General features: G+C 71.4%; 17 protein-coding genes and 1 riboswitch. Of the genes, 11 read left to right on the top strand and 6 right to left on the bottom strand.

The features are described 5' to 3' along the window. The first annotated feature begins 19 nt into the window (after positions 1–19). Positions 20–652, top strand: a complete 633-nt coding sequence (locus AB0H56_RS09285) for a helix-turn-helix domain-containing protein (RefSeq protein ID WP_357159611.1) — start codon at positions 20–22, stop codon at positions 650–652. 3 nt (positions 653–655) lie between these two features. On the opposite strand, the gene AB0H56_RS09280 is transcribed toward AB0H56_RS09285, so the two are convergent. Continuing rightward, on the bottom strand, positions 656–1,804 hold the full coding sequence (locus AB0H56_RS09280) for a homoserine O-acetyltransferase (protein ID WP_357159608.1): 1,149 nt from the start codon (positions 1,802–1,804) through the stop codon (positions 656–658). Beyond that, positions 1,801–3,117, bottom strand: coding sequence for a bifunctional o-acetylhomoserine/o-acetylserine sulfhydrylase (locus AB0H56_RS09275; RefSeq protein WP_357159605.1), 1,317 nt, complete (start codon positions 3,115–3,117; stop codon positions 1,801–1,803). The genes AB0H56_RS09280 and AB0H56_RS09275 overlap by 4 nt, the downstream gene beginning before the upstream one ends. 81 nt (positions 3,118–3,198) lie before the next feature. Beyond that, positions 3,199–3,309, bottom strand: a riboswitch (SAM riboswitch). Between the two features lie 243 nt (positions 3,310–3,552). Between AB0H56_RS09275 and AB0H56_RS09270 the strand changes: the two genes are divergently transcribed. Together AB0H56_RS09270 and AB0H56_RS09265 are read left to right on the top strand one after the other, a co-directional pair. After that, on the top strand, positions 3,553–4,209 hold the full coding sequence (locus AB0H56_RS09270) for a hypothetical protein (protein ID WP_357159602.1): 657 nt from the start codon (positions 3,553–3,555) through the stop codon (positions 4,207–4,209). Positions 4,210–4,290: 81 nt separating this feature from the next. Continuing rightward, a complete protein-coding gene (locus AB0H56_RS09265; RefSeq protein ID WP_357159599.1) occupies positions 4,291–9,072 on the top strand; it encodes a BTAD domain-containing putative transcriptional regulator in 4,782 nt (1,593 codons plus the stop codon). Positions 9,073–9,221: 149 nt separating this feature from the next. Here AB0H56_RS09265 and AB0H56_RS09260 read toward each other — a convergent pair whose 3' ends face one another. Next, the gene (locus AB0H56_RS09260) at positions 9,222–9,857 is read right to left on the bottom strand and encodes a hemerythrin domain-containing protein (RefSeq protein WP_357159596.1); all 636 of its coding nucleotides are present in this window, start codon (positions 9,855–9,857) and stop codon (positions 9,222–9,224) included. 321 nt (positions 9,858–10,178) lie between these two features. On the opposite strand from AB0H56_RS09260, the gene AB0H56_RS09255 reads away from it, so the two are divergent. The 5 genes from AB0H56_RS09255 (at position 10,179) to AB0H56_RS09235 (ending at position 14,978) form a co-directional block, all read left to right on the top strand. Beyond that, positions 10,179–11,399, top strand: coding sequence for an NADP-dependent isocitrate dehydrogenase (locus tag AB0H56_RS09255; protein WP_110037050.1), 1,221 nt, complete (start codon positions 10,179–10,181; stop codon positions 11,397–11,399). 141 nt (positions 11,400–11,540) lie between these two features. Continuing rightward, entirely contained in the window at positions 11,541–12,371 is an 831-nt protein-coding gene (locus AB0H56_RS09250) for a hypothetical protein (RefSeq protein WP_357159593.1), read from the top strand. 135 nt (positions 12,372–12,506) lie between these two features. Continuing rightward, entirely contained in the window at positions 12,507–13,646 is a 1,140-nt protein-coding gene (locus tag AB0H56_RS09245; protein WP_357160251.1) for an MFS transporter, read from the top strand. Between the two features lie 106 nt (positions 13,647–13,752). Then, entirely contained in the window at positions 13,753–14,694 is a 942-nt protein-coding gene (locus tag AB0H56_RS09240) for a hypothetical protein (RefSeq protein ID WP_357159590.1), read from the top strand. 23 nt (positions 14,695–14,717) lie between these two features. After that, the gene (locus tag AB0H56_RS09235) at positions 14,718–14,978 is read left to right on the top strand and encodes a hypothetical protein (protein WP_357159587.1); all 261 of its coding nucleotides are present in this window, start codon (positions 14,718–14,720) and stop codon (positions 14,976–14,978) included. A gap of 21 nt (positions 14,979–14,999) precedes the next feature. Here AB0H56_RS09235 and AB0H56_RS09230 read toward each other — a convergent pair whose 3' ends face one another. From AB0H56_RS09230 to AB0H56_RS09220, 3 genes are all read right to left on the bottom strand, one after another. Continuing rightward, positions 15,000–15,470: a nitroreductase family deazaflavin-dependent oxidoreductase gene (locus AB0H56_RS09230; RefSeq protein WP_357159584.1), complete on the bottom strand. Its 471-nt coding sequence runs from the start codon at positions 15,468–15,470 to the stop codon at positions 15,000–15,002. Positions 15,471–15,529: 59 nt separating this feature from the next. After that, positions 15,530–17,026, bottom strand: coding sequence for a glycerol kinase GlpK (gene glpK / locus AB0H56_RS09225; RefSeq protein ID WP_357159581.1), 1,497 nt, complete (start codon positions 17,024–17,026; stop codon positions 15,530–15,532). A 114-nt stretch (positions 17,027–17,140) separates the two neighbouring features. After that, entirely contained in the window at positions 17,141–17,893 is a 753-nt protein-coding gene (locus tag AB0H56_RS09220) for an IclR family transcriptional regulator (protein ID WP_357159578.1), read from the bottom strand. A 118-nt stretch (positions 17,894–18,011) separates the two neighbouring features. On the opposite strand from AB0H56_RS09220, the gene glpK (AB0H56_RS09215) reads away from it, so the two are divergent. From glpK (AB0H56_RS09215) to AB0H56_RS09205, 3 genes are all read left to right on the top strand, one after another. Then, positions 18,012–19,529, top strand: coding sequence for a glycerol kinase GlpK (gene glpK, locus AB0H56_RS09215; RefSeq protein ID WP_357159575.1), 1,518 nt, complete (start codon positions 18,012–18,014; stop codon positions 19,527–19,529). Between the two features lie 29 nt (positions 19,530–19,558). Further along, complete coding sequence (locus tag AB0H56_RS09210) at positions 19,559–21,238, top strand: glycerol-3-phosphate dehydrogenase/oxidase (RefSeq protein WP_357159572.1); 1,680 nt, start codon at positions 19,559–19,561, stop codon at positions 21,236–21,238. 88 nt (positions 21,239–21,326) lie between these two features. Further along, complete coding sequence (locus AB0H56_RS09205; RefSeq protein ID WP_357159569.1) at positions 21,327–22,076, top strand: SDR family oxidoreductase; 750 nt, start codon at positions 21,327–21,329, stop codon at positions 22,074–22,076. Positions 22,077–22,125 lie beyond the last annotated feature (49 nt).

Here is a 22,125-nt window from a genome sequence, read left to right as displayed (position 1 = left end):
GGACGAAGGAGGTGTCCGCGTGACCGCGACGCGAGAGCAACGACCGCGGCGCCGCTATGCCCCGCGCCTGCCGCCCGAGCAGCGCCGCGCGCAACTGCTCGACGCCGCGTTCACCGTCCTGGGCCGAATGGAGCTGCACGAGCTGAGCATGGAAGCCGTCGCGCAGGAAGCCGGCGTGGGAAAACCGGTGCTGTACACCGTGTTCAAGACCCGCGCCGAACTCGTCGAAGCCCTGCTCGAACGCGAACGGGAGCGGGGCCTGGAGCAGATCGCCGAGACCCTGCCGGAGAACCTGCTCGACACCGATCCGGTGGCCGCGGCCTCGGCGACCGTGGAGGCGTTCGTCGGTGTGGCACTGGCGAATCCGACGCGCTGGCGGCTGATCCTGGCGACCCCGGCCAGCGCGCCAGACGAATACCGGGCCGCCCTGCGCGCGGGCCGCGCCGAGATCCTGGCCCGTGCGGAATCCCTTGTCCGCGTGGGCATCGCGATGTCACCGCGCTGGTCGGCGATGGACGCGGGACTGCTCGCGAACTCGACCCTCACCGTCGCCGAGATGCTCGGCAGGCTCGCGGTGAGCGAGCCGCAGGAGTACCCGAAGGAACGGCTCCAGGACTACGTGCGCTCGATCGTCACCCTGCTGACGCGCTGACGGTCAGCGGTTCTCGCGCGCGAGCCGCATGGTCTCGGTGAGCAGCTTGGCCACCGCGGCCGCCTCGGTGAGGAAGCCGTCGTGGCCGTCGCGCGAATGCACGATCTCGAGACCTGCGCAGCCGGGCAACCCCTCGGCCAGCTCGGCCTGGGTGTGCAGCGGGTACAGCCGATCGGAGTCGACGCCACCGACCACACACGGGACGGGGGTCGAGGCCAGCGCGGCGGCGACACCGCCGCGCCCGCGGCCGACGTCGTGCCGGTTCATGGCCTCGCTGAGCAGCACATAGGTGGCCGGATCGAAGCGCTGGCACAGCTTCTCGGCCTGGTGCTCGAGATAGCTCTGCACCGCGTAGCGGCCGCCGGTCCACGGATCCTCGTCGCCCTGGGCCTGATTGGTGAAGCGGTGGTCGAGCTCGCCCTCGGTGCGGTAGGTCAGGTGCGCGATCCGGCGGGCCAGGCCCATGCCGGTCATCGGCGCGCGACCGGTGCCGTGATAGTCGCCGCCGAGCCAGTCGGGGTCGGCGGTGATGATCGCCATCTGGGTGGTCTGGGTGCCGATCTGATCGGCGGTGGCCCTGGCGCCGACGGCCAGCACCAGCGCGGCCGCGACCCGCTCGGGCTGCCCGATCATCCACTCCAGCACCCGCATGCCGCCCATCGACCCGCCGACCACCGCGGCCAGCCGCTCGATCCCGAGCAGATCGAGCAGCTGCGCCTCGGCGACGACCTGGTCGCGGATGGTGAGGTCGGGAAAGCGGGAACCCCACGGCGCGCCGTCGGGCGCGAGCGAGGACGGTCCGGTGCTGCCGCGACAGCCGCCGAGCACGTTCGTCGCGATCACACACCACTCGTCGGTGTCGACCGGGGCGCCGGGACCGACCATCCCCTCCCACCAGCCGGGGGCGGTGTTGTCGGCGCTCGCGATGACCTGCGAGTCACCGGTGAGCGCGTGCTCGACCAGCACCACGTTGTCGAGCGTGGGCGAGGGCTCGCCCCAGCGTTGCACCGCCAGCCGCACATCGGGGACCACGGCGCCGTTCTCCAGCGCCACATCCCCGATGGCGACCACGCCGAGTCGCCCGTCCGGCGGCGGCAGCAGGGCCACCCCGGTCGCGGGACGGGCGATCGGCGATTCGGTGCTCACAGTCACGTGTTCGCCGCCGCGAATCCGGCCCGCAGATCGGCCAGGATGTCGTCGATTCCCTCGATGCCCACGGCGAGCCGGACCAGCCCCGGGGTGACGCCGGAGGCCAGCTGCTCCTCGGGCGTCAACTGCGAGTGCGTGGTCGACGCCGGGTGAATCACGAGAGAACGCACATCACCGATGTTAGCGACATGGCTGTGGAGGCTGAGAGCGTCCACGAACTTCTTGCCCGCGTCGACGCCGCCCGCCAGTTCGAACGAGACGATCGCGCCAGCGCCCTTGGGGGCGAGCTGCTTGGCCCGCGCGTGCCAGGGCGAGGTCTCGAGGCCCGCGTAGTACACGGCGTCGACACCCGGCTGCTCGGCGACGAACTTCGCGACCGCCTCGGCGTTGGCCACGTGCCGCTCGATCCGCAGGCTCAGCGTCTCGATGCCCTGGGCGATGAGGAACGCGTTGAACGGCGACACCGCCGCGCCCAGGTCGCGCAGCAGCTGCACGCGGGCCTTCAGCGCGAAGGCGGGCGCGCCCAGGTCGGCGAAGACCGCGCCGTGGTAGCTGGGGTCGGGCTCGGTGAAGCCGGGGAAGCGCGCGTTGCCCTCGGCGTCGCGCACGGTCCAGTCGAAGGTGCCGCCGTCGACGATCGCGCCCGCCACCGCCGCGCCGTGGCCGCCGAGGTACTTCGTCGCCGAGTGCACGACGATGTCGGCGCCGTGGGCCAGCGGCTGGATCAGGTACGGGGTCGCGACGGTGTTGTCCACGAGCAGCGGCAGGCCTGCGGCGTGGGCCACCTCGGCGATGCCGGGGATGTCGAACACGGCGCTGCTCGGGTTGGCGATGGTCTCGCCGAAGAAGGCCTTGGTGTTGGGCCGGACGGCGGCGCGCCACTGCTCGAGGTCGTCGGGGTCCTCGACGAAGGACACCTCGATGCCGAGCTTGGGCAGCGAGTAGTGGAACAGGTTGTAGGTGCCGCCGTAGAGGTGCGGGCTGGACACGATGTGGTCACCGGCGCCGGCGAGGTTCAGGATCGCGTAGGTCTCGGCGGCCTGGCCGGAGGCCAGCAGCAGCGCCGCGACGCCGCCCTCGAGCGCGGCGATGCGCTGCTCGACCGCGTCCTGGGTGGGGTTCATGATCCGGGTGTAGATGTTGCCCGGCTCGGCCAGACCGAACAGCGCGGCGGCGTGATCGGTGTCGCGGAAGGTGTAGGAGGTGGTCTGGTAGATCGGCAGCGCCCGCGCGTTGGTGCTCGCGTCGGGGGCCTGGCCCGCGTGGATCTGCTTGGTCTCGAACGACCAGTTCTCGGGCAGGGCGGAATCGGACATGGCTACATGCTCCAGGGGTTGTGCGTCGGTGGGTTCAGCTGGGGCGGATCGACGGACAACAACACATGGGGGCCTCCTGCGAATGCGCGCTTGCTCCCGACCTTCGAGAGCCCGGTCATCACCCGGAGCACCCCACCGCAGCTGGAGGGTTGCCGACCAGCGAGCCGGGGCTTGACGCTGGTACTCATGACCTTGCCGTCATGGTAACCGGACAGCCCGCCCACACGGAAACTTCCCGCCGAAACGTCGCCTGGATCACTTTTCCGCCGGTGCGCCGGGCCCGGTGTGTCGGGCCCGGCGCGTGCGCGAGCCGTCACCGCGGATCGCTCGGTCGTCGCGGGCTCGCGACCGCTCGATGCCGGACCGAGTCGCCGGCCGATCCGGTCGCAAATCGTTCGCAAGTGGGCGCCAATCGGCCGCGCGCAGGCTCGGCGCATGACGATCGAATACGCCTCCGAAACCCGCCAGGCCCCGGATGCTCCCGTGCCGCACCGCCCGGACCGCGCACGCGCGGTGACCCTCGCCGTCGGCGCCCTGCTGTGGGCCGTGGGCAACCTGCTGCACCCGCTCGAACACTCCGAGGACGCCGTGCACGCCCCCACCTGGACGGCCGCGCATCTCACCTTCGCGGTGGGTGCCGTGCTGATGGCCGTCGGCCTGCCCGCACTGGTCCGCGTCATCCGCAGGGCGGACGGCGGCTGGGCGAGCCGGATGCTCACCCTCGCGCACGGGCTGCTGTTCGCCGGGCTGGCCGTGGTGATCCCGATCGGCGCCTATCACGAGACGTTCGTGAGCACCGGGGTCGACCATCACACCGCGAGCGAGATCGCCGACGCGTCGGCCGCCGTGCTGGCGCCGCTGTCGCTGGCGCTGCTGCTCGGTTTCGTGCTGCTCGCGGTGTACGCGCTGATCCGGCCCGCCGCGGTCTTCGGCCGGTGGTCGGGGGCGCTGATCATCGCGGGCACGCTGTCGATGACGATCGCGGCGATGATGCCCGGCCTGCTGCCCGGCGCAGAGGGCTGGTGGATCATTCCCGGCACGGTCGCCCAGGGTCTCGCGATCGGCGTCGCGGGGGTGCGTATCGCCCGGTAAATTGACCGTATCGAACAGGAAGGACCGTACGGCGGCGCGACCGCCGTACGCATCGATGTACTCGGCCCGCTGCGGGTCGAGGTGGGCGAGCGGCCCGCCGATCTGGGTGGGCCGCGTCAGCGCGCGCTGCTGGCCAGGCTGGTGCTGGCCGGCGGCGAGGTGGTGTCCACCGATCGGCTGATCGAGGACCTGTGGGCGGGCGATCCGCCGCCCAAGGCACTTGGCGCGCTCCAGGCACACATCTCCTACCTGCGCCGCGCGATCGAACCGGCGCGTCCGCCGCGCGCGCCCGCCACCGTGCTGGTCTCCGAGGCGCCCGGCTACGCCCTGCGCCTCGATCCCGCCGCCGTCGATGTCTGGCGATTCGAGCGGCTGCTCACCGCGGGCGATCCGGACGACCCCGCGCACCGCTACCAACGGCTCGGGACGGCGCTGGCCTGCTGGCACGGCGAGCCGTACGCGCCCTTCGCCACCGCGCACTGGGTGCTCGCGGAAGCCGCCCGCCTGCACGAACTGCGCCGCGTCGCCGTCGAAGGGCGCGCCGAAGCGGCGCTGGCCCTCGACCGCCCCGACGAGGCCTTCGCGCTCCTGCACCGCCACGTCACCGACCACCCCGACCGGGAGAACGCCGCCCGCCTCCTGGCCCTTACCCAGTACCGCCTCGGCCGCCAGCTCGACGCCCTCGCCACCCTCCGCGCCCTGCGCACCTACCTCGACACCGAATTCGGCGTCCACCCGAGCCCGGCCGTGAACGCCCTCGAAACGGCCATCCTCACCCACGCCCCGGAACTCGACCAGCGAGCGGGATCGCACCTCGCTGACCCTGCTCCCGGTCGCTTCGCGGGCGGCAGTGGGTCCGTCCGAGCTCTCCCCCGGGCCGGCGGCGGGCCTATATCGGATGACCGGATGGACGCCGGTGTGCCGGGCGGTGATCGGCCGATGGACGGCGATGGGCGCTTCGCTGGTCCGCGTGTGGGCGGCACAGGGTCCGCCCAAACTCTCCCCGGGGAGGGCGGCGGGTCCGCATCGTATGACTCGGCGGAGGCCGCCGGGCCGGGCGCCGATCGGCTGGCGGGCGGCACCGGGCACGGCGCTGATCGGCGTACGAGCGGCGCCGGGTCCGTACGAGCTCTCTCCGGGGCCGGCGGCGGGTCTACATCGGATGACCGGATGGATGCCGGTGTGCCGGGTGGCGATCGGCCGATGGACGGCGATGGGCGCTTCGCTGGTCGGCGTGTGGGCGGTAACGGGCGTTTTCCTGGTGGTGCGGAAGCCGAACCCCCAGTGCGGGTTCCGGGGTCGGCCGAGGTCACTCCGGTATCGGAAGGTTCCGACTCCGGCACCGAGGTCGATCTCGGCGGCGGGCAGGGGTGGCCGGGCGCACGGATCGGGTCGGCTGGTCCGGCGGTCGGCATCTCGTTGGAACGTACGTGGACATCCGAGCCCGCGGTGGTCGGCTATGCCGCCGAGCGCACGGCACTGCTCGCCGAGTCCGCCGCGGTGATCTCGCACGGTCGCGCTCGGGTCGTATGGCTGGAAGGCGAAGCGGGCGCGGGCAAATCGACGCAGGTCGAGGTGCTGGCCGCGACGTTGGCGGCCGACGGATGGTCGGTGGCGAGCGCATCGTGCCCCGAGGTCGACGGCGCCCCCGCCGCGTGGGCCTGGGTGCATCTGCTCGACGGACTCGATCCGACCTGGGTATCGGCGGTGGGGGAGGATCAGGCCCCTGCGACGGCGGAAGGTGTCGGGGCACAGGCGGGGCCGTTCGCCATCGCGCGGGCGGTGGCGGAGGTGTGTGGTCGGTGTTCGGCCGGTGGGCCGTTGCTGGTCGTGCTCGAGGACGTCCACCGGGCCGACAGCGCCACCCTGCAGATTCTGCGGCAGGTGGTGGCATGGCTGACGCGGCGGCCGTTGCTGGTGCTGGTCACCATGCGGGGCTCGGAGGCCGACGCGGGCGTGCGGGCAACCGCCGCGGCCTTGGCGGGGTCGACCGGTCTGCGGCTGGAGCTGGGCGGGCTCGACGGCGCGGCCGTGCGCGCGGTCGCGGAGCGCGCCGGGCTGACCCCGATCGACGACGACACCGTCGAGTGGCTGCGCGCGCGGACCGCGGGCAATCCGCTGTTCGTCCGCGAGGTCGCCACGCTCGCTGCGGCGGTGGGCGATCTGCGCGCGGTGCCCGAAGGAGTGCGAGCCGTGCTGCATCGCCGCATCGCCCGGCTCCCCGCCGGCGCCGCCCGCGCCCTGCGGCTGGCCGCGGTCTGGGGCGACGACATCGACTTCGACACCCTGCTCGCCCTGACCGCCGAACCGGAGGACACCCTCGTCGACCTGGTCGACACCGTCACGGTCGCCGGCCTCGTGCGCGTCGACACCGACCGGATCACCTTCGCCCACGCCCTGATCCGCGACGCGGTCTACGGCGACATCCCCACCCTGCGCCGCGCCCGCCTGCACTGGTCCGCCCTGGAACTACTCGAACGCCGGGTCCTCGGCCCCGGCGCGCCCCTCGTCCCCGCCGCCACGGGCCCCGGTCCCGATCCCGTCGCCGCACGGGCCCACAACGTGGACAGCACCGCGACCGGCAGCACCAGATCCGCCGCCGCGGCCCCCGATTCCGATCCCCTCGCCGCCGCGCGGACTGACCGTGCGGACGGTGCCGCGTCCGGGACCGGCGGCGCTGGTGGTCCGGCGTGGGCTGCGGGTGAGTCGGCGGGAGCCGGCCGGGTTTCTGGTTCCGCGTGGGCTGACCGTGCGGACGGTGCCGCCTCCGGGACCGGCGGCGCTGGTGGTCCGGCGTGGGCTGCGGGTGAGTCGGCGGGAGCCGGCCGCGTTTCCGGCTCCGCGTGGGCTGACCGTGCGGACGGTGCCGCCTCCGGGACCGGCGGCGCTGGTGGTCCGGCGTGGGCTGCGGGTGAGTCGGCGGGGACCGGCCGCGTTTCCGGCTCCACGTGGGCTCACCGTGATGCCGGGACCGGCAGCGCTTCCGATCCCACCTCGGTCGCCCCCGCCGACGCACTCGCCACACTCGACACGGTCATCCTCGACGCCATGGCGCACCATGCCATCGCCGGCGCCGGCTCCGCGACGGCCACCCGCGCGCTGCGCTATGTTCTCGCCGCCGCTCGCAGGCGCACCGCCCGACGCGCCCACCAGGATGCCGAGCCACTGTGGCGCGCGGCGCTCGAGCTGCACGCGCGGGCGGGTCATGACAGCGCCTCGGCAGTCCGCGCGGACCGCTTGGCCGCCCTGGCGACCCGCTGCGCCTTGATCAACGCCCTCGCCTACGGCGGCAGCGACGAACAAGCCCGCCGCCTGCGCGCCGAAACCCTGACCATGGCCCGCGCGCTGATGCCCACCGACCGCACAGCAGGACCGAGCGACCGGGGCGATACGCGAGCAAGCCATGGCAACGCCGCCGGGGCCGACGCCGCGCGGTCCGGCCATCGCGAAGGGGCTGCCTCCGATGGCGCGCGAACCGGCGATGACCGAGCGGCCGGTGACGCCGATGCCTTCACAACCCATCGCGAAGGGGCTGCCTCCGATGGCGCGCGAACCGGCGATGACCGAGCGGCCGGTCGCGCCGATGCCCCCACAACCCATCGCGAAGGGGCCGCCGCCTCCGACGGTGATCGGACAGGCCATGACCACGCGGCCGGCGACCACGATGCACTCACAACCCACCCCGCCGCCGAAGAAGCGGCGCCCGGCCGCCTCCGGTCCGCCGTGCCGGACCCGGGACAGGCGTTCGACCCCCGGATCGACGAAGACCCCGTCGTCGCCGTCCTCACCTGCTGGCGCGCCCCCACGTTCTGGACCAGCCGGGACCGTGGTCTGCCCGACGCCGACATGGCGGCCGATCTCGCGTCGGCGCTGGAACGCACGACCGCGCCGGATCTCCGCGTCCGGCTCCTCGTCACCACCGTGTTCGCCGTCGAGGGGTTCGACAATCCGCGTGCCTTCGCCAGCTCGGTCGAGGCCGTGCGCACCGCGCGCGAGCTCGGCGACGCCGAGCTGCTGTGCGCCGCGCTCAACGCCAGGGCCTTCGTCGCCCTCGGCCCCGATCTGTGGCAAGAGCGCGCCGGCCTGACCGAGGAGCTGCTGCGCGTGGCGACCGCGGCGGGCCTGCCGGAGTACCAGGCCGTCGGGCACTTCCTGCGCTTCCTGGTCGCCTCGGGCGCCGGCAGGCTCGTCGACGCGCGGTCGGCGATCGCGGAGGCGCTCGACTGCGCCGAGGGCGGTCAGCTCGGCCCGCTGCTGGTCGTCTCCACCGCGCACCTGGCCGTCCTCGCGGTCCTGCGCGGTGACCTGGCCACCGCCGAGGCGATCGACACCGACCTCAGCGCGAAGATGATCGCCGCGGGCAACGCCAACGGCGCCCAGCTCGTTCTGCTGGCCCAGATGATGACCGGATGGGCGCGCGGCGACCTGGCCCCTGGCCTGGACGGCTACGCCCAGCTGTACGCGGTCGCGCCGCACGCGATCAGCTACGTGTACGCCCTGGCCCTGCTCGACGCGGGCGACACCGAGCGGGCGGCCACGGTCCTCGATGCGGGCACCGAGGTCCTGCGCGACTACTACTGGGGCGCGATGTCGGCGTTCGAGGCCAGGGTGGTCGCCCGGATCGGCACCGCCGAAGCGGCCGAGCGGCTCTATCGCGACCTGCTGCCCAGGGCGGGCACCATCGCGGGCATGGATTCCGGGTCGGTCGCCTTCGGCCCGGTCGACACCGTCCTCGCCGAACTCGCCGACCGGCTGGGCGACCACGCCGCCGCGACCCGGCACCGCGCCGCGGCCGAGCGGGTCCTCGCCGACCTGGCCACCGAGCTGGCGGCCCTCGACGAGACCGGCGCACCACTCACCTGACCACCCAGCCACCGCCGCACGAGCCGGCAGCGTCGCCGCGATGCGCGCGAGGTCCACCTCGCGCAAGCGGCCACCCACGGTCCGTGGCAGAGGTCAGGCGACCGGCGGCGGCGCCTGCCCGGCGTCGCAGGTGCCGCCCGGCGTAACCCTCAACCCCCAGCCAGCACCCGCTCCCGCCGCCGATACCGCGCCCCGAACACCGTCAGCATCGCCCGCACCGGCAGCCCACCCTCGCGCAGCACCTCGGCGCGTTCGCCGGGTGTGCAGACCGCCAGCATCCGTGGCAGTTCGAAACTCAGCACGGCCCCACCGCGGGCGGCCGCCTCGACCTCGTCCCAGCGCGCCGGGCTCAGGTACTCGGTGACGATCGGGAACACGGTCCGCTCCTCGTCGGCGATGTGCTCGGCGAGCACGGTGTGCAGGCAGGTCAACCGTTCGGCGAGGTGCGCGGCCGCCGAGGACCGGCCGTCGACCAGGTCGGCGCAGGCGGCCCTGATCCCGGCCAGCATCGGGTCGAGCTGGGCATGGTCGTCGGTGAGTTCTCGCAGATCGACCGCATCGCCCGCAGCGGCGGCGAGCAGCGGCCAGAGCACCTCGTCCTCGACGCGATGGTGATGGTGGATGGAGTCGCACAGCAGCCCGAGATAGCCGGCGACCGCGCGTGCCCGGCGGGGCGGGCACGACGCACCGGCGAGCTCGCGGGCGAGGGTGGCGAAGCGGGCGGTGTCGGCGAGCATGGCGCGGTGGGCCAGCCGGATGCCGAGCAGGTTCGGAGTCGCAGACATGTCGGTCACCTCCCGAGGGTGGGCCCGCTCACTTGCGACCCGTTTGCCATCCGCTGCCTGCGCGGTTCCGTTCTTACTCGCGAGTACGCGGAGCGGGTGTGGCGGCGGTGTCCCGGCGGGGTAACTTCGTGGAGTCCCGCACAGCGGGCCCTCCCGTCGCGGTGAGGGCGGGGGCAGCAGTACGCTCGTCTTGTTTGCACCACACGTCCCGCAGACAACGCGGGGCATATACGTTGTCTGTTGGAACAGCTGGGGTCCGCTCACAAGCGTGTTCGCCTGGCCGTGCAATGAGGGCACCATCCTAGGAGGACACGAAGATCCATGTCCAAGATCAAGGTTGAAGGTACCGTCGTAGAACTCGACGGCGACGAGATGACCCGGATCATCTGGCAGTTCATCAAGGACAAGCTGATCCACCCGTATCTCGACGTGAACCTCGAGTACTACGACCTCGGCATCGAGTACCGCGACAAGACGGACGACCAGGTCACCGTCGACGCCGCGAACGCCATCAAGAAGCACGGCGTGGGCGTGAAGTGCGCCACCATCACCCCCGACGAAGCGCGGGTGAAGGAGTTCAGCCTCAAGAAGATGTGGCGCTCGCCCAACGGCACCATCCGAAACATCCTGGGTGGCACCATCTTCCGTGCGCCGATCATCATCTCCAACGTGCCGCGCCTGGTGCCCGGCTGGACCAAGCCGATCATCATCGGCCGTCACGCGTTCGGCGACCAGTACCGCGCCACCGACTTCAAGGTCTACGAGGCGGGCACCGTCACGCTGACCTTCACGCCGGAGGACGGCAGCGAGCCGATCGTGCACGAGGTCGTGAAGATGCCCGAGGACGGCGGCGTCGTCATGGGCATGTACAACTTCAAGAAGTCCATCGAGGACTTCGCGCGTGCCTCGTTCAACTACGGCCTGCAGCAGAACTACCCGGTGTACCTCTCCACGAAGAACACCATCCTCAAGGCCTACGACGGCATGTTCAAGGACACCTTCCAGGAAGTCTTCGACGCCGAGTTCAAGGCCGAGTTCGACGCGGCGGGCCTCACCTACGAGCACCGTCTCATCGACGACATGGTCGCCTCCTCCATGAAGTGGGAGGGCGGCTACGTCTGGGCCTGCAAGAACTACGACGGCGACGTGCAGTCCGACACCGTGGCGCAGGGCTTCGGCTCGCTGGGCCTGATGACCTCGGTGCTGCTCACCCCGGACGGCCGCACCTGTGAGGCCGAGGCCGCGCACGGCACCGTCACCCGGCACTACCGCCAGCACCAGCAGGGCAAGCCGACCTCGACCAACCCGATCGCGTCGATCTTCGCCTGGACCCGTGGTCTCGAGCACCGCGGCAAGCTGGACAACACCCCCGAGGTGATCGGCTTCGCGCAGGCGCTCGAAGACGTCGTCATCAAGACCGTCGAGGGCGGCCAGATGACCAAGGACCTGGCGCTGCTCGTCGGTGGCGACCAGGGCTACCTGAGCACCGAGGAGTTCCTCGGCGCCCTGGACGTCAACCTGGCCCGCGCCCTGAAGCGCTAGCACCACCCTCCCGCGCACTCGGCCGCCCGGCGCGCGATCCGTGCCCCGGCCGACGGTGAGGTCGATTTCCCGACCCGGTGAGTCACCCGAGTTCTCCCAGAACCCGGGCCACTCGCCGGGTCGCACGTTTTCGGGGGATTCATGCATCGAGACCTGCTGCCCTGGCCTGCCGGGTTCGGCTCGGACCGGCCGAGCTACCTGATCGCCGGGGCGATCGTGGCGACGTTCGTCCCGGGAACAGTGCTGTTCCTGGTGGGCCTGCGCACCGCCGTCGACGACGCCGACGCGCCACTCGCGGTGTTCTGTGGTGCGGGTTCCGCGATGTGCGGGTCCGGTCTGTTTCTCCTCCCGGTCTTCGTACGGGTGCGCCGACGACGACTGCCCCGGTTGACCCGCACCCGCGAGCCCGCGGTGTTCCTCCCGGCCCACCGGAGCACCGTGATCGCCACACTGGGCTTCGTGCTCGGTGCGAGCCTGTGGACCGGTTGCCTGCTCGTGGTCACCCTGACGATCCGGCAGCCCGGCCGGGAACTCGACCACCTGTGGAACTACGCCGTGCTGCTCGCCGGCTCGGCTGTGAGCGTGATCGGGGTGTACGGCGGGTGGGGGATCGCCCGATCGCTGCGCCGGCGACTCGGTGTGCGTCTCGGTCCCGAGGGGCTGGTCGTCGAGTCCGGATCCCTGCGTCAGGCCACCGGCTGGGACGACATCGCGGCGATCGTGCCCGCTGCGGAGAACCATCGCCGGGTGGTGGTCATCCACGCTCGGGAGGTGGCCGCGACCGGCCGAACCCGGCTTACGCGGCGCAAGAGTGCCGTGCCGGAGATCCGGATCGACGCGACGGTGCACCGCATCGACCCGGCCCTGCTCTACCACCTGATCCGGTTCTATCGCGTCGAGGCGAATCGTCGCCCCGAGCTCGGCACCGACGCCGCGCTGGACCGGATTCGGGACGGGGAGTTCGCGGTCTGAGGGTGGTGGTGGGATAACTCACGCTCGGGTCGGGTAGCGATCGGGGAGTGGGGGTCGTTGCATGGAGGCGTGACTTCTTCCCTCACCACCGCTGACCGGGTCGACGCGCCACGCACGAGCTGGCATGTCCCCGCGATGCTCGCGTTGGCGCTGGGTGGGTTCGGTATCGGTACCACCGAGTTCGTGACCATGGGCCTGCTGCCCGACATCGCCGCCGACTTCGGTATCTCCGAGCCGACCGCGGGGCACGCGGTGTCGGCGTACGCGCTGGGCGTCGTCGTGGGTGCCCCGCTGATCGCGGCGCTGGCCGCGCGGGTGCCACGCAAGAAGCTGCTCATCGCGCTGATGGTGGCGTTCACCCTCGGCAACGCGGCGACCGTGCTCGCGCCCACCTTCGCGACCCTCACCCTGGCCCGGTTCGTCTCCGGCCTGCCGCACGGCGCCTACTTCGGCGTGGCCTCGCTCGCCGCCGCGACGCTGGCGCCCGTCGGGCAGCGGGCGAAGGCGGTGGCCGCGGTGATGCTCGGGCTGAGTGTGGCCAATGTGATCGGGGTGCCCGGCGCGACCTGGCTCGGCCAGCATCTGGGCTGGCGCGACGCCTACGTGGTGGTCGCCGTGATCGGCGTGGCGACCGTGGCCGCGCTGTGGCGGTTCGTGCCCGACCTGTCCGGGATGAAGGTCACCAACCCGATCACCGAGCTCGGCGCGCTGCGCAGGCCGCAGGTACTGCTCACGCTGGCCGTCGGCGCGATCGGCTTCGGCGGCATGTTCGCCGTGTACACCTACATCGCCACGACCATGACCGATGTGGCCGGAATGCCGATCGGCGCGGTCCCGATCGTGCTGGCCCTGTTCGGCCTCGGCATGATCGCGGGCAACATCCTCGGCGGCATCATGGCCGACCGCGGCGTCGACCGGTCGATCTTCGCCGCCCTGCTCGCGATGGTGGTGATCCTCGCCGGCTTCGTCCTGGCCGCCCACAACCCGATCACGGCCGCCATCGGCGCGTTCCTGGTCGGCGCGTCGGGCGCCGCCCTGGCCCCCGGCCTGCAGACCCGCCTGATGGACGTGGCCGCCGACGCCCAAACCCTCGCCGCCGCCCTCAACCACGCCGCCCTCAACATGGCCAACGCCGCGGGCGCCTGGCTGGGCGGCCTCGTCATCGCCGCCGGCCTCGGCTACACCGCCCCGGCCGCCGTCGGCGCCCTGCTGGCTGTCCTCGGCGTCGCGCTGTTCACCGTCACCGTGTGGGTGGGCCGCAACGCGTCGCGCTGACCGACCCCGGGTCATCACCGTCGCCGGAAAGGTCGCCGAAAAGCCGTGTCGCGCAACACGCCGCGACAATTTCGGCACCATGTCCATCGGCTATAGGTTTCCCCGCATGCCGAGCTACCTGCACGAAGCTTTGCTGGACCTTTTCCGCAACGAATTGTCTTTGGCGTTCTCGCTTCTGGTCGACGAGTTCGGGATGCCCTGCCCCGAATTGGCCCACCTGCGGGCCGAACCCTGCGACTTCACCGATATCGGACCCAAGGAGTTCCGTGGCGATCTCGCGTTGAGTACGCACGACGCCCGGGACCGGCCGGTGCTCGGCGTCTGCGTGGAGGTACAGCTGGACTGCAAGGACGTCCGGCGATGGAAATGGCCCGTGTACCTGACCACCCTGCGGTCGAGGCTCTGTTGCCCGGTCGTGCTGCTGGTTGTCACCCCGAGCCGGAAGGTCGCCGAATGGGCCGAGCAGCCGATCGAACTCGATACTCTCGGATCGGTCATCCAGCCCCAGGTTCTCGGCCCGGACCGCTTTCCGTTGGTCACGGACCCCGTCGAAGCGGCGGACTGCCCTGAGCGCGCGGTGCTCTCGGCCATCGCGCACGGCGCTGGACCGAATGGGGACGAAGTCCTGTCCGCGTTCCTGTCCGGCCTGATGAAAACCGATGACGAACATGCGAAAATGTATATCGACCTGGTCGACGAGACATTGACCACCGCGGCAAGCCGACGTCTGGAGGACCTGATGGCACGCTCTCCCGAGTACCACGGCCGCATCGCCACCAAGTACGTGGAGCAGGGCCTTGCCGAGGGCCGAGCGAAGGGCCGTGCGGAAGGTCGTGCGGAAGGTCGTGCGGAAGGCCGCGTAGAAGGCCGCGTAGAAGGCCGTGCGGAAGGCATCGCCGGCTCTGTGCTGACAGTGCTGACGGGTCGTGGCATCGAGCTGTCGGCTGCCCAGCGCGCTCAACTCGCGGAGTGCACCGACATCGCCCGGCTCGAAGGCTGGCTCCAGCAGGCCCTCACCGCGACGTCAGCGGACGACCTCTTCTCCTGAGGCCGAGCGGTCTGGAGGGCCTTGTGCAGAGCACTCCCGAATACCGTGGTCGCATCGCCACCAAGTACGTGGCCAAGGGCAGGGAAGAAGGACGCGAAGTTGGGCGGGAAGAAGGGCGCGCCGAAGGGGCCGCGCATGCCCTTTTCACCGTGCTGACCGCGCGTGGCCTCGAGCTGTCGGCCGCCCAACGCGCCGTCCTCGCCGAGTGCGGCGATCTCGAGCAGCTCAACACGTGGCTGGTGCAGGCCGTCACCGCGACGCGGACCGACGAACCGTTCGGGTGACCGCTGGTCCCAGTACGCCGGCTAGTCGAGCCCCGAACACAGTCGCAGCCGGACCATCGGCAAGGTGCGCACTGGTGCGCCGGTGGCCTGTTCGATGGTGGCGCGCAGCTTGTCCCAGGCGCGGGGGTGCGCCTCGGCGTACCGCGCGAGGGCCCGCGCCGATTCGTCCGATGTCATCGGGGTCGCGAGCGCGGGCATCAGCCGTTGGACCCACCACGAGACCCGGACGTGCGGATCGGCGACGACATTGCGGTACCACTGCGCACCGGTGCCGAAGCCGGACACGATGACGAACTGATCGGGCGCCGGCCGCTCGACGACCTCGAGGACGACGTACCGCCGCGCACCGCTGCGCCTGCCGAGGTGCTCGAGCATCAGCAGCCGCCGCCCGCACAGAAAACCCAGACCGGCGCGATAGAGGCCGATGGGCGCGCGGACGAGCCAGCGGGTACGCAACGCGCGGGCGCTCAGTCCGGTCAGCAGGTCGGCCATCGTTCGTCCTCCTCACGAATCGGAACTCTCGCAGCCTAGCCTCGCCGGATGCGGGGGGATCAGCGTTCACCGGCCGGGCGTGCCCAGCCGACACTGAGCTGCACCGCCCGCTGCCACCGCTCGTACTCCTCGTCGCGGACCGCTCGATCCGCGCGCGGTACCCACTGGGCCGCCACCCGCCAATTACCGCGCAGCCCTTGCAGGTCCGGCCAGTACCCGACGGCGAGACCGGCGGCGTAGGCGGCGCCGAGCGACACCGTCTCGGTCACCAGTGGGCGCATCACCGGTACACCCAGCACGTCGGCGATGATCTGCATGAGCAGATTGTTGGCCGCCATCCCGCCCGCGACCCGCAGCGACCCGGCCCGCAGCCCGGCGTCGGCGTTCATCGCCTCGACGACATCGCGGGTCTGCCAGGCGGTGGCCTCGAGCACCGCGCGCGCCAGGTGCCCTTTGGTGACATACGAGGTCAATCCGATCAGCAGGCCCCTGGCGTCGCTGCGCCAGTGCGGCGCGTAGAGACCGGAGAAGGCGGGCACCAGGTAGCAGCCGCCGTTGTCGTCGACAGTGCTTGCGAGCGTTTCGATTTCGGGCGCGGTGGCGATGAGGCCGACGATGTCGCGCATCCATTGCACCAGCGATCCGGTGACCGCGATCGGCCCCTCCAGCGCGTACACCGGCTCGGGTCCCACCTGGTAGCCGATGGTGGTGAGCAGTCCGTGCCGGGAGCGGATCAGCTCGGTGCCGGTGTTCATCATCAGGAATCCGCCGGTGCCGTAGGTGCATTCGGTCTCCCCGGGCGCGAAGCAGGTCTGGCCGAACAGCGCCGCGTGCTGATCCCCGAGGGCCGCGCCGATGCGCACTCCGGGCGCCACCGTGCGTGCGGTCCCGAAGTCACCGGTCGACGGCGCGATGCGGGGAAGCATGGCGCGCGGAATGCCGAAGAACCGCAACAGTTCCTCGTCCCACTGGCGGGTGGCCAGGTTCATGAGCAGGGTGCGGCCCGCGTTGGTGACGTCGGTGACGTGCGCGCCGGTGAGGTTCCAGATCAGCCAGGACTCCATGGTCCCGAACAGCACCTCGCCGCGCTCCGCCCGCGCGCGCAGCCCGTCGACGTGGTCGAGCAGCCAGCGCAGCCGGGGTGCGGCGAAATAGGTGGCCAGCGGCAGCCCACTCAACTCGGTGATCCGGTGTGCGCCGGGCGCTTTCCGGTACTCCTCGACGAGCTCCTCGGTGCGGATGTCCTGCCAGACGATGGCCGGACGCACCGGCACCCCGCTCGCGCGGTCCCACACCACGGTGGTCTCGCGCTGATTGGCGATCCCGATCGCCGCGACCTGCTCGACGGTGATCCCGGCGTCCCGCAGTGCGGCGGGCACGAGCCGCTCGACCGTCCGCCAGATCTCCATCGCGTCCTGCTCGACCCACCCCGAACGCGGATACCGCTGACGATGCGCCCGCTGCGCCAGCCCCACCAGCCGCGCGTGCCGGTCGAACACGATGCACCGGGTCGAGGTGGTGCCCTGATCGAGGGCGAGCACATAGCGCGGCGTCACCGGATTCTCCTGTTCATCGTGTCGCCCCGGGGTCGCGGTGGCCCACCCGTGCCGTCACCGGCTCGACCGCAACGGTCCCGATCGGCGCCCGCTGAGGGCAGGGGCCGGTCCGGCTCATCGCGCGGCCCCGAGATCGCGGTGGACGGCCTGAGCGGCGGCGCGCACCAATTCGACCGCGCCCGGCCGAACCTGTAAACGGCTGTCGCACAGGCGATCGGTTCGCCCGGAGATGCCGATGGCGGCCACCACCAGACCTCCTCGCGCCCGGATCGGGGCGGCGATGCCTGCCTCCCCGCTGCGATATTCCTCGACCTCACTCGCCCATCCGCTGCGCCTGACCTCGCCGACAGCGCGCCGCAACGTCGCCGGGTCGACGATAGTTCGCCGCGTGAAAGGCTGCAGCACAGGCGGATTCGATGCCGCGTCGTAGGCGAGCAGCACCTTGCCCAGCGCGGTGGCGTGGGTCGGCAGTACCTCGCCGACGGCGAGCACCTGCTCGGTGTTGTCGGGCCGGAACACGTGGTGTACCACCGTCACCCCGGCCGGCCGCGACACCGCCATCCGGACCGCCTCGCCCGTGCGTGCGGCGAGCGCGTCGGCGCGGTGGATCGCGCGCGAACGCAGCTCGTTGACATCGAGGTGATCGCTGCCGAGCTCGCTCAGCGCGGGGCCGAGCAGGTAGCGCCCCGTCGCCGGATCCTGGTCGACGAAGCCGACCCCGAGCAGGGTTCGCAGAATGCCGTGTGCGGTGGGTTTGGCCAGGTCGAGGGCGGCCGCGACCTCGCCGACGGCCATCGGTCCCGACCCGCGCGCGAGCAGCCGCAGCACGGCGGCGGCTCGCTCGATCGACTGGATCGGACCCGGCACCGCCCGAACCTATCAGCTCGACCGTTCAGCATTGTCGAACGGCGGCCGTGGCGGCGGGGTTCGGCCGTTCCTAGCGTGGGTTCCGGACTCGAGGGTGAGTCCGCTCGAAAGGACCACGATGACTCGGTATGTGGGCGCGATCGATCAGGGCACGACCTCGACGCGTTTCATGGTTTTCGACCGCGGCGGCGCCGTCGTCGCCCGGCACCAGCTCGAGCACGAGCAGATCATGCCGAGAGCGGGGTGGGTCGAACACAACCCGGACGAGATCTGGGAGCGCACCCGTACCGTCGTCAAGACCGCGCTGGCCACCGCCGATCTCACCGCCGCCGATCTGGCCGCGATCGGGGTCACCAACCAGCGCGAGACCACCGTCGTCTGGAACCGCCACACCGGCCGCCCGTACTACAACGCGATCGTCTGGCAGGACACCCGCACCGACCGCCTCATCGCCGCGCTCGACGCGGCCGGGCACACCGATCTCATCCGCGAGCGGACCGGACTGCCGCCGGCGCCGTACTTCTCGGGCGGCAAGCTGCGCTGGATCCTCGACAACGTGGAGGGGGTGCGGGCCGACGCCGAACGCGGTGACGCCCTGTTCGGCACCCTCGACACCTGGCTGATCTGGAACCTCACCGGCGGCATCCGCGGCGGCGCGCACGTCACCGATCCGACCAACGCCTCGCGCACCATGCTGATGGACCTCGAGACGCTGCGCTGGGACGACGAACTCCTGTCGATCTTCGACATCCCGCGCGCCATGCTGCCCGCCATCGCGCCGTCGTCGAACCCGGCCGGTTTCGGCACGACCAACCCCGACGGGCCGTTCAAGGGCGCGGTCCCGATCGCGGGGGTCCTCGGCGACCAGCAGGCCGCGAGCGTCGGCCAGGTGTGTTTCCAGCCGGGCGAGGCCAAGAACACCTACGGCACCGGCAATTTCCTGATGCTCAACACCGGCACCGAGATCGTCCGCTCGAACCACGGCCTGATCACCACCGTCGCCTATCGGTTCGGCGACGACAAGCCGGTCTACGCGCTCGAGGGCTCGATCGCGGTGACAGGGTCGGCCGTGCAGTGGCTGCGCGATCAGCTCGGCGTCATCGCCGGCGCCGCGCAGATCGAGGACCTGGCCGAGCAGGTCGCCGACTCCGGCGGCGTGTACTTCGTGCCCGCGTTCTCCGGCCTGTTCGCGCCGTACTGGCGTCCCGACGCGCGCGGCGCGGTCGTCGGCCTGTCGCGCTACAGCAACAACGCCCACTTGGCCAGGGCGACACTGGAATCCATCGCCTATCAGACCCGCGACGTGGTCGAGGCGATGCAGCGCGATTCCGGTGTGCGGCTGGCGACGCTGCGGGTCGACGGCGGCGTCACCATGAACAAACTCGCCATGCAGATCCAGGCCGACCTGCTCGGCGTCCCGGTCTCGCGGCCCGTCGTCGCCGAGACCACCGCGCTCGGCGCCGCCTACGCGGCGGGCCTGGCGATCGGGGTCTGGGACTCCACCGACGAACTGCTCGCGAACTGGCACGAAGACCTCCGCTGGTTCCCCTCCTGGTCCGACGAGCAGCGCGAACGCGGCTACCGCCGCTGGCTCAAGGCGGTCGAACGCACCCTCGACTGGGCCGAACTCGACTGATGACCGATCACCTCACCAAGGAGCAAGCCGTGTCCGTTTCCCTGGACCCCACCTACCGCGCCGCGGCGATCGCCGCCCTCGGCGACCGCGAGATCGACGTGCTGGTGATCGGCGGCGGTGTCACCGGTGCCGGCGCCGCGCTCGACGCGGCCGCGCGCGGCCTGTCGGTGACCCTCGTCGAGGCCCGCGATTTCGCCGCGGGCACCTCGAGCCGCTCGTCCAAGCTCATCCACGGCGGCCTGCGCTATCTCGAGCAGCTGGACTTCGCGCTGGTCCGCGAGGCGCTGAAAGAGCGTGGGCTGCTGCTGAACACGCTCGCCCCGCACCTGGTGCATCCGGTGCCGTTCCTGTTCCCGCTGCAGCATCGGGTCTGGGAGCGCGCCTACATCGGCGCAGGCGTCGCGCTCTACGACACCCTCGGCGGAGCGCGCGCGGTGCCGATGCACAAGCACCTGACCCGTTCCGGCGCACTGGAACTCGCCCCAGCCCTGCGCGAGGACGCGATGACCGGCGCGATCCGCTACTACGACGCCCAGGTCGACGACGCCCGCCACACCATGATGATCGCGAGGACCGCCGCCGGCCACGGCGCGACCGTGCTGACCCGCACCAAGGTCACCGGGCTCGTGCGTGACGGCGAGCAGGTCGTCGGCGCGCACGTGGTCGACCTGGAAACCGGTGCGGCCCACACGATCCGGGCTCGCAGCGTGATCAGCGCGACCGGCGTGTGGACCGACGACATGATCAAGATGACCGGCGTCGATTTCCCGTTCCACGTCCAGATGTCCAAGGGCGTGCACATCCTGGTGCCGCGCGACCGGCTCGACCTGCACACCGGCCTGATCATGCGCACCGAGAAGTCGGTGCTGTTCGTGATCCCGTGGGCCGAGCACTGGATCATCGGCACCACCGACACCGCGTGGTCGCTGGACAAGGACCACCCCACGGCCACCGCCGCCGATGTCCGCTACATCCTCGACCACGTCAACGCGCTGCTGCGCGAGCCGCTGACCAGGGCCGACATCGTCGGCACCTACGCCGGGCTGCGCCCGCTGATGACCGGCGCGTCCAAGGAGACCGCCAAGCTGTCCCGTGAGCACGCCGTCGCCGAGCCGGTGCCGGGGCTGTACGTGATCGCGGGCGGCAAGTACACCACCTACCGCGTGATGGCCGCAGACGTGGTCGACGCCGTCACCGCCCGCCTCGGCGGCGACATCCCCGCCTCGACGACCGCGCGGCTGCCGATCGTCGGTGCCGAGGGGTATGCCGAGATGCTCGCCGAGGCCGCCGACCTGGCCGCGTCGGTGGGGCTGCCGCTCGATGTCGTCGAGCACCTGCTCGGGCGCTACGGGTCGCTGGCCGCCGACATCTTCGAGCTGATCGCCGCCGACGCCACGCTGCGCCTACCGATTCCGGGCGCCCCCGACTACCTCGCCGCGGAGGCCGTCTACGCGGTCACCCACGAGGGCGCGCTGCATCTGGACGACCTGCTGACCCGCCGCACCCGCATCTCCATCGAGGTCCCGGACCGTGGCCTGGCCGCCGCGCCGGAGATCGCCCGGCTGATCGCGCCGCTGCTCGGCTGGGACGCGGAGCGCACGAACACCGAGATCAACCGCTACTTCGATCGGGTACACGCCGAACTGGCCGCGAACGAGGCCGTCGACGACGAGTCGGCGAACTCCGCCCGGCTGGTCGCCGTGCGCTGACCGGATCGGTGACGCCGGGGGCGCCGGGTGGCTACCGTGGGCGCATGGAATCCCACATCGAGCCCGTGTCGGCCCCGGCGGTGACGCCGTGAGCCGGGGCACCATCGTGATCACCGGCGCCAGCTCCGGCCTCGGCGCGGAGATGGCCCGCCAGTTCGCGGCACTCGGTTATGACCTCGGCCTGTGCGCGCGCCGCACCGAACGCCTCGACGAACTGCGCACCGAGATCCTCGCCGCGCACCCCGAGCGCATCGTCTCGGTGAAACAGCTCGACGTCACCGACGACGCGGCCGTGTTCACCGTCTTCGACGCCTACGCCGCCGAGTTCGGCGCCATCGACCGGGTGATCGTCAACGCGGGCCTCGGCAAGGGCGCGCCGCTGGGGACCGGCAAGCACGCCGCCAACCGCGAGACCGCGGTGGTGAATTTCCTTGCCGCCCTGGCGCAAACCGAGGCCGCGATGACGATCTTCCGCGCCCAGGGCCGCGGCCACCTGGTGATGATCTCCTCGATCTCCGGCCTGCGCGGCATGCCCAAGACCCTCACCACCTACGCTGCCACCAAGGCGGGCGTCGCCGCGCTCGCCGAGGGTCTGCGCGCCGAAGCCGTTCCCGGCGTGGATGTCTCGGTGATCTATCCGGGCTACATCCGTTCGGAGATGAACGACCGGATCAAGCACGAACCGAAGTTCATGGTCGACACCGAGACCGGCGTGCGCGCCATGGTCGCCGCGATCGAGAAGCGCCGCGCCAAGGCGTATGTGCCGGACTGGCCGTGGATTCCGATCGCCTTCGCCCTGCGCACCCTGCCGCTGCCGCTGGTCCGCAAGCTCCTCTGACAGCCTCACCCAACCACTACGCCCCGACCTCGAGGAGGGGAGGCCGACG

It is taken from the genome of Nocardia sp. NPDC050717, from assembly GCF_040654275.1.
Lineage (GTDB): Bacteria > Actinomycetota > Actinomycetes > Mycobacteriales > Mycobacteriaceae > Nocardia.
Note: the sequence above shows the minus strand (reverse complement) of the source record. Positions and strands in the feature narration are given on the sequence as shown.

What these genes read in the sequence shown, in the direction of transcription:
- AB0H56_RS09275 (WP_357159605.1), bottom strand. Translation starts at nt 3,117, where the DNA reads ATGTCCGATTCCGCCCTGCCCGAGAACTGGTCGTTCGAGACCAAGCAG.
- AB0H56_RS09270 (WP_357159602.1), top strand. Translation starts at nt 3,553, where the DNA reads ATGACGATCGAATACGCCTCCGAAACCCGCCAGGCCCCGGATGCTCCC.
- AB0H56_RS09260 (WP_357159596.1), bottom strand. Translation starts at nt 9,857, where the DNA reads ATGTCTGCGACTCCGAACCTGCTCGGCATCCGGCTGGCCCACCGCGCC.
- AB0H56_RS09255 (WP_110037050.1), top strand. Translation starts at nt 10,179, where the DNA reads ATGTCCAAGATCAAGGTTGAAGGTACCGTCGTAGAACTCGACGGCGAC.
- AB0H56_RS09250 (WP_357159593.1), top strand. Translation starts at nt 11,541, where the DNA reads ATGCATCGAGACCTGCTGCCCTGGCCTGCCGGGTTCGGCTCGGACCGG.
- AB0H56_RS09245 (WP_357160251.1), top strand. Translation starts at nt 12,507, where the DNA reads ATGCTCGCGTTGGCGCTGGGTGGGTTCGGTATCGGTACCACCGAGTTC.
- AB0H56_RS09240 (WP_357159590.1), top strand. Translation starts at nt 13,753, where the DNA reads ATGCCGAGCTACCTGCACGAAGCTTTGCTGGACCTTTTCCGCAACGAA.
- AB0H56_RS09230 (WP_357159584.1), bottom strand. Translation starts at nt 15,470, where the DNA reads ATGGCCGACCTGCTGACCGGACTGAGCGCCCGCGCGTTGCGTACCCGC.
- glpK (WP_357159575.1), top strand. Translation starts at nt 18,012, where the DNA reads ATGACTCGGTATGTGGGCGCGATCGATCAGGGCACGACCTCGACGCGT.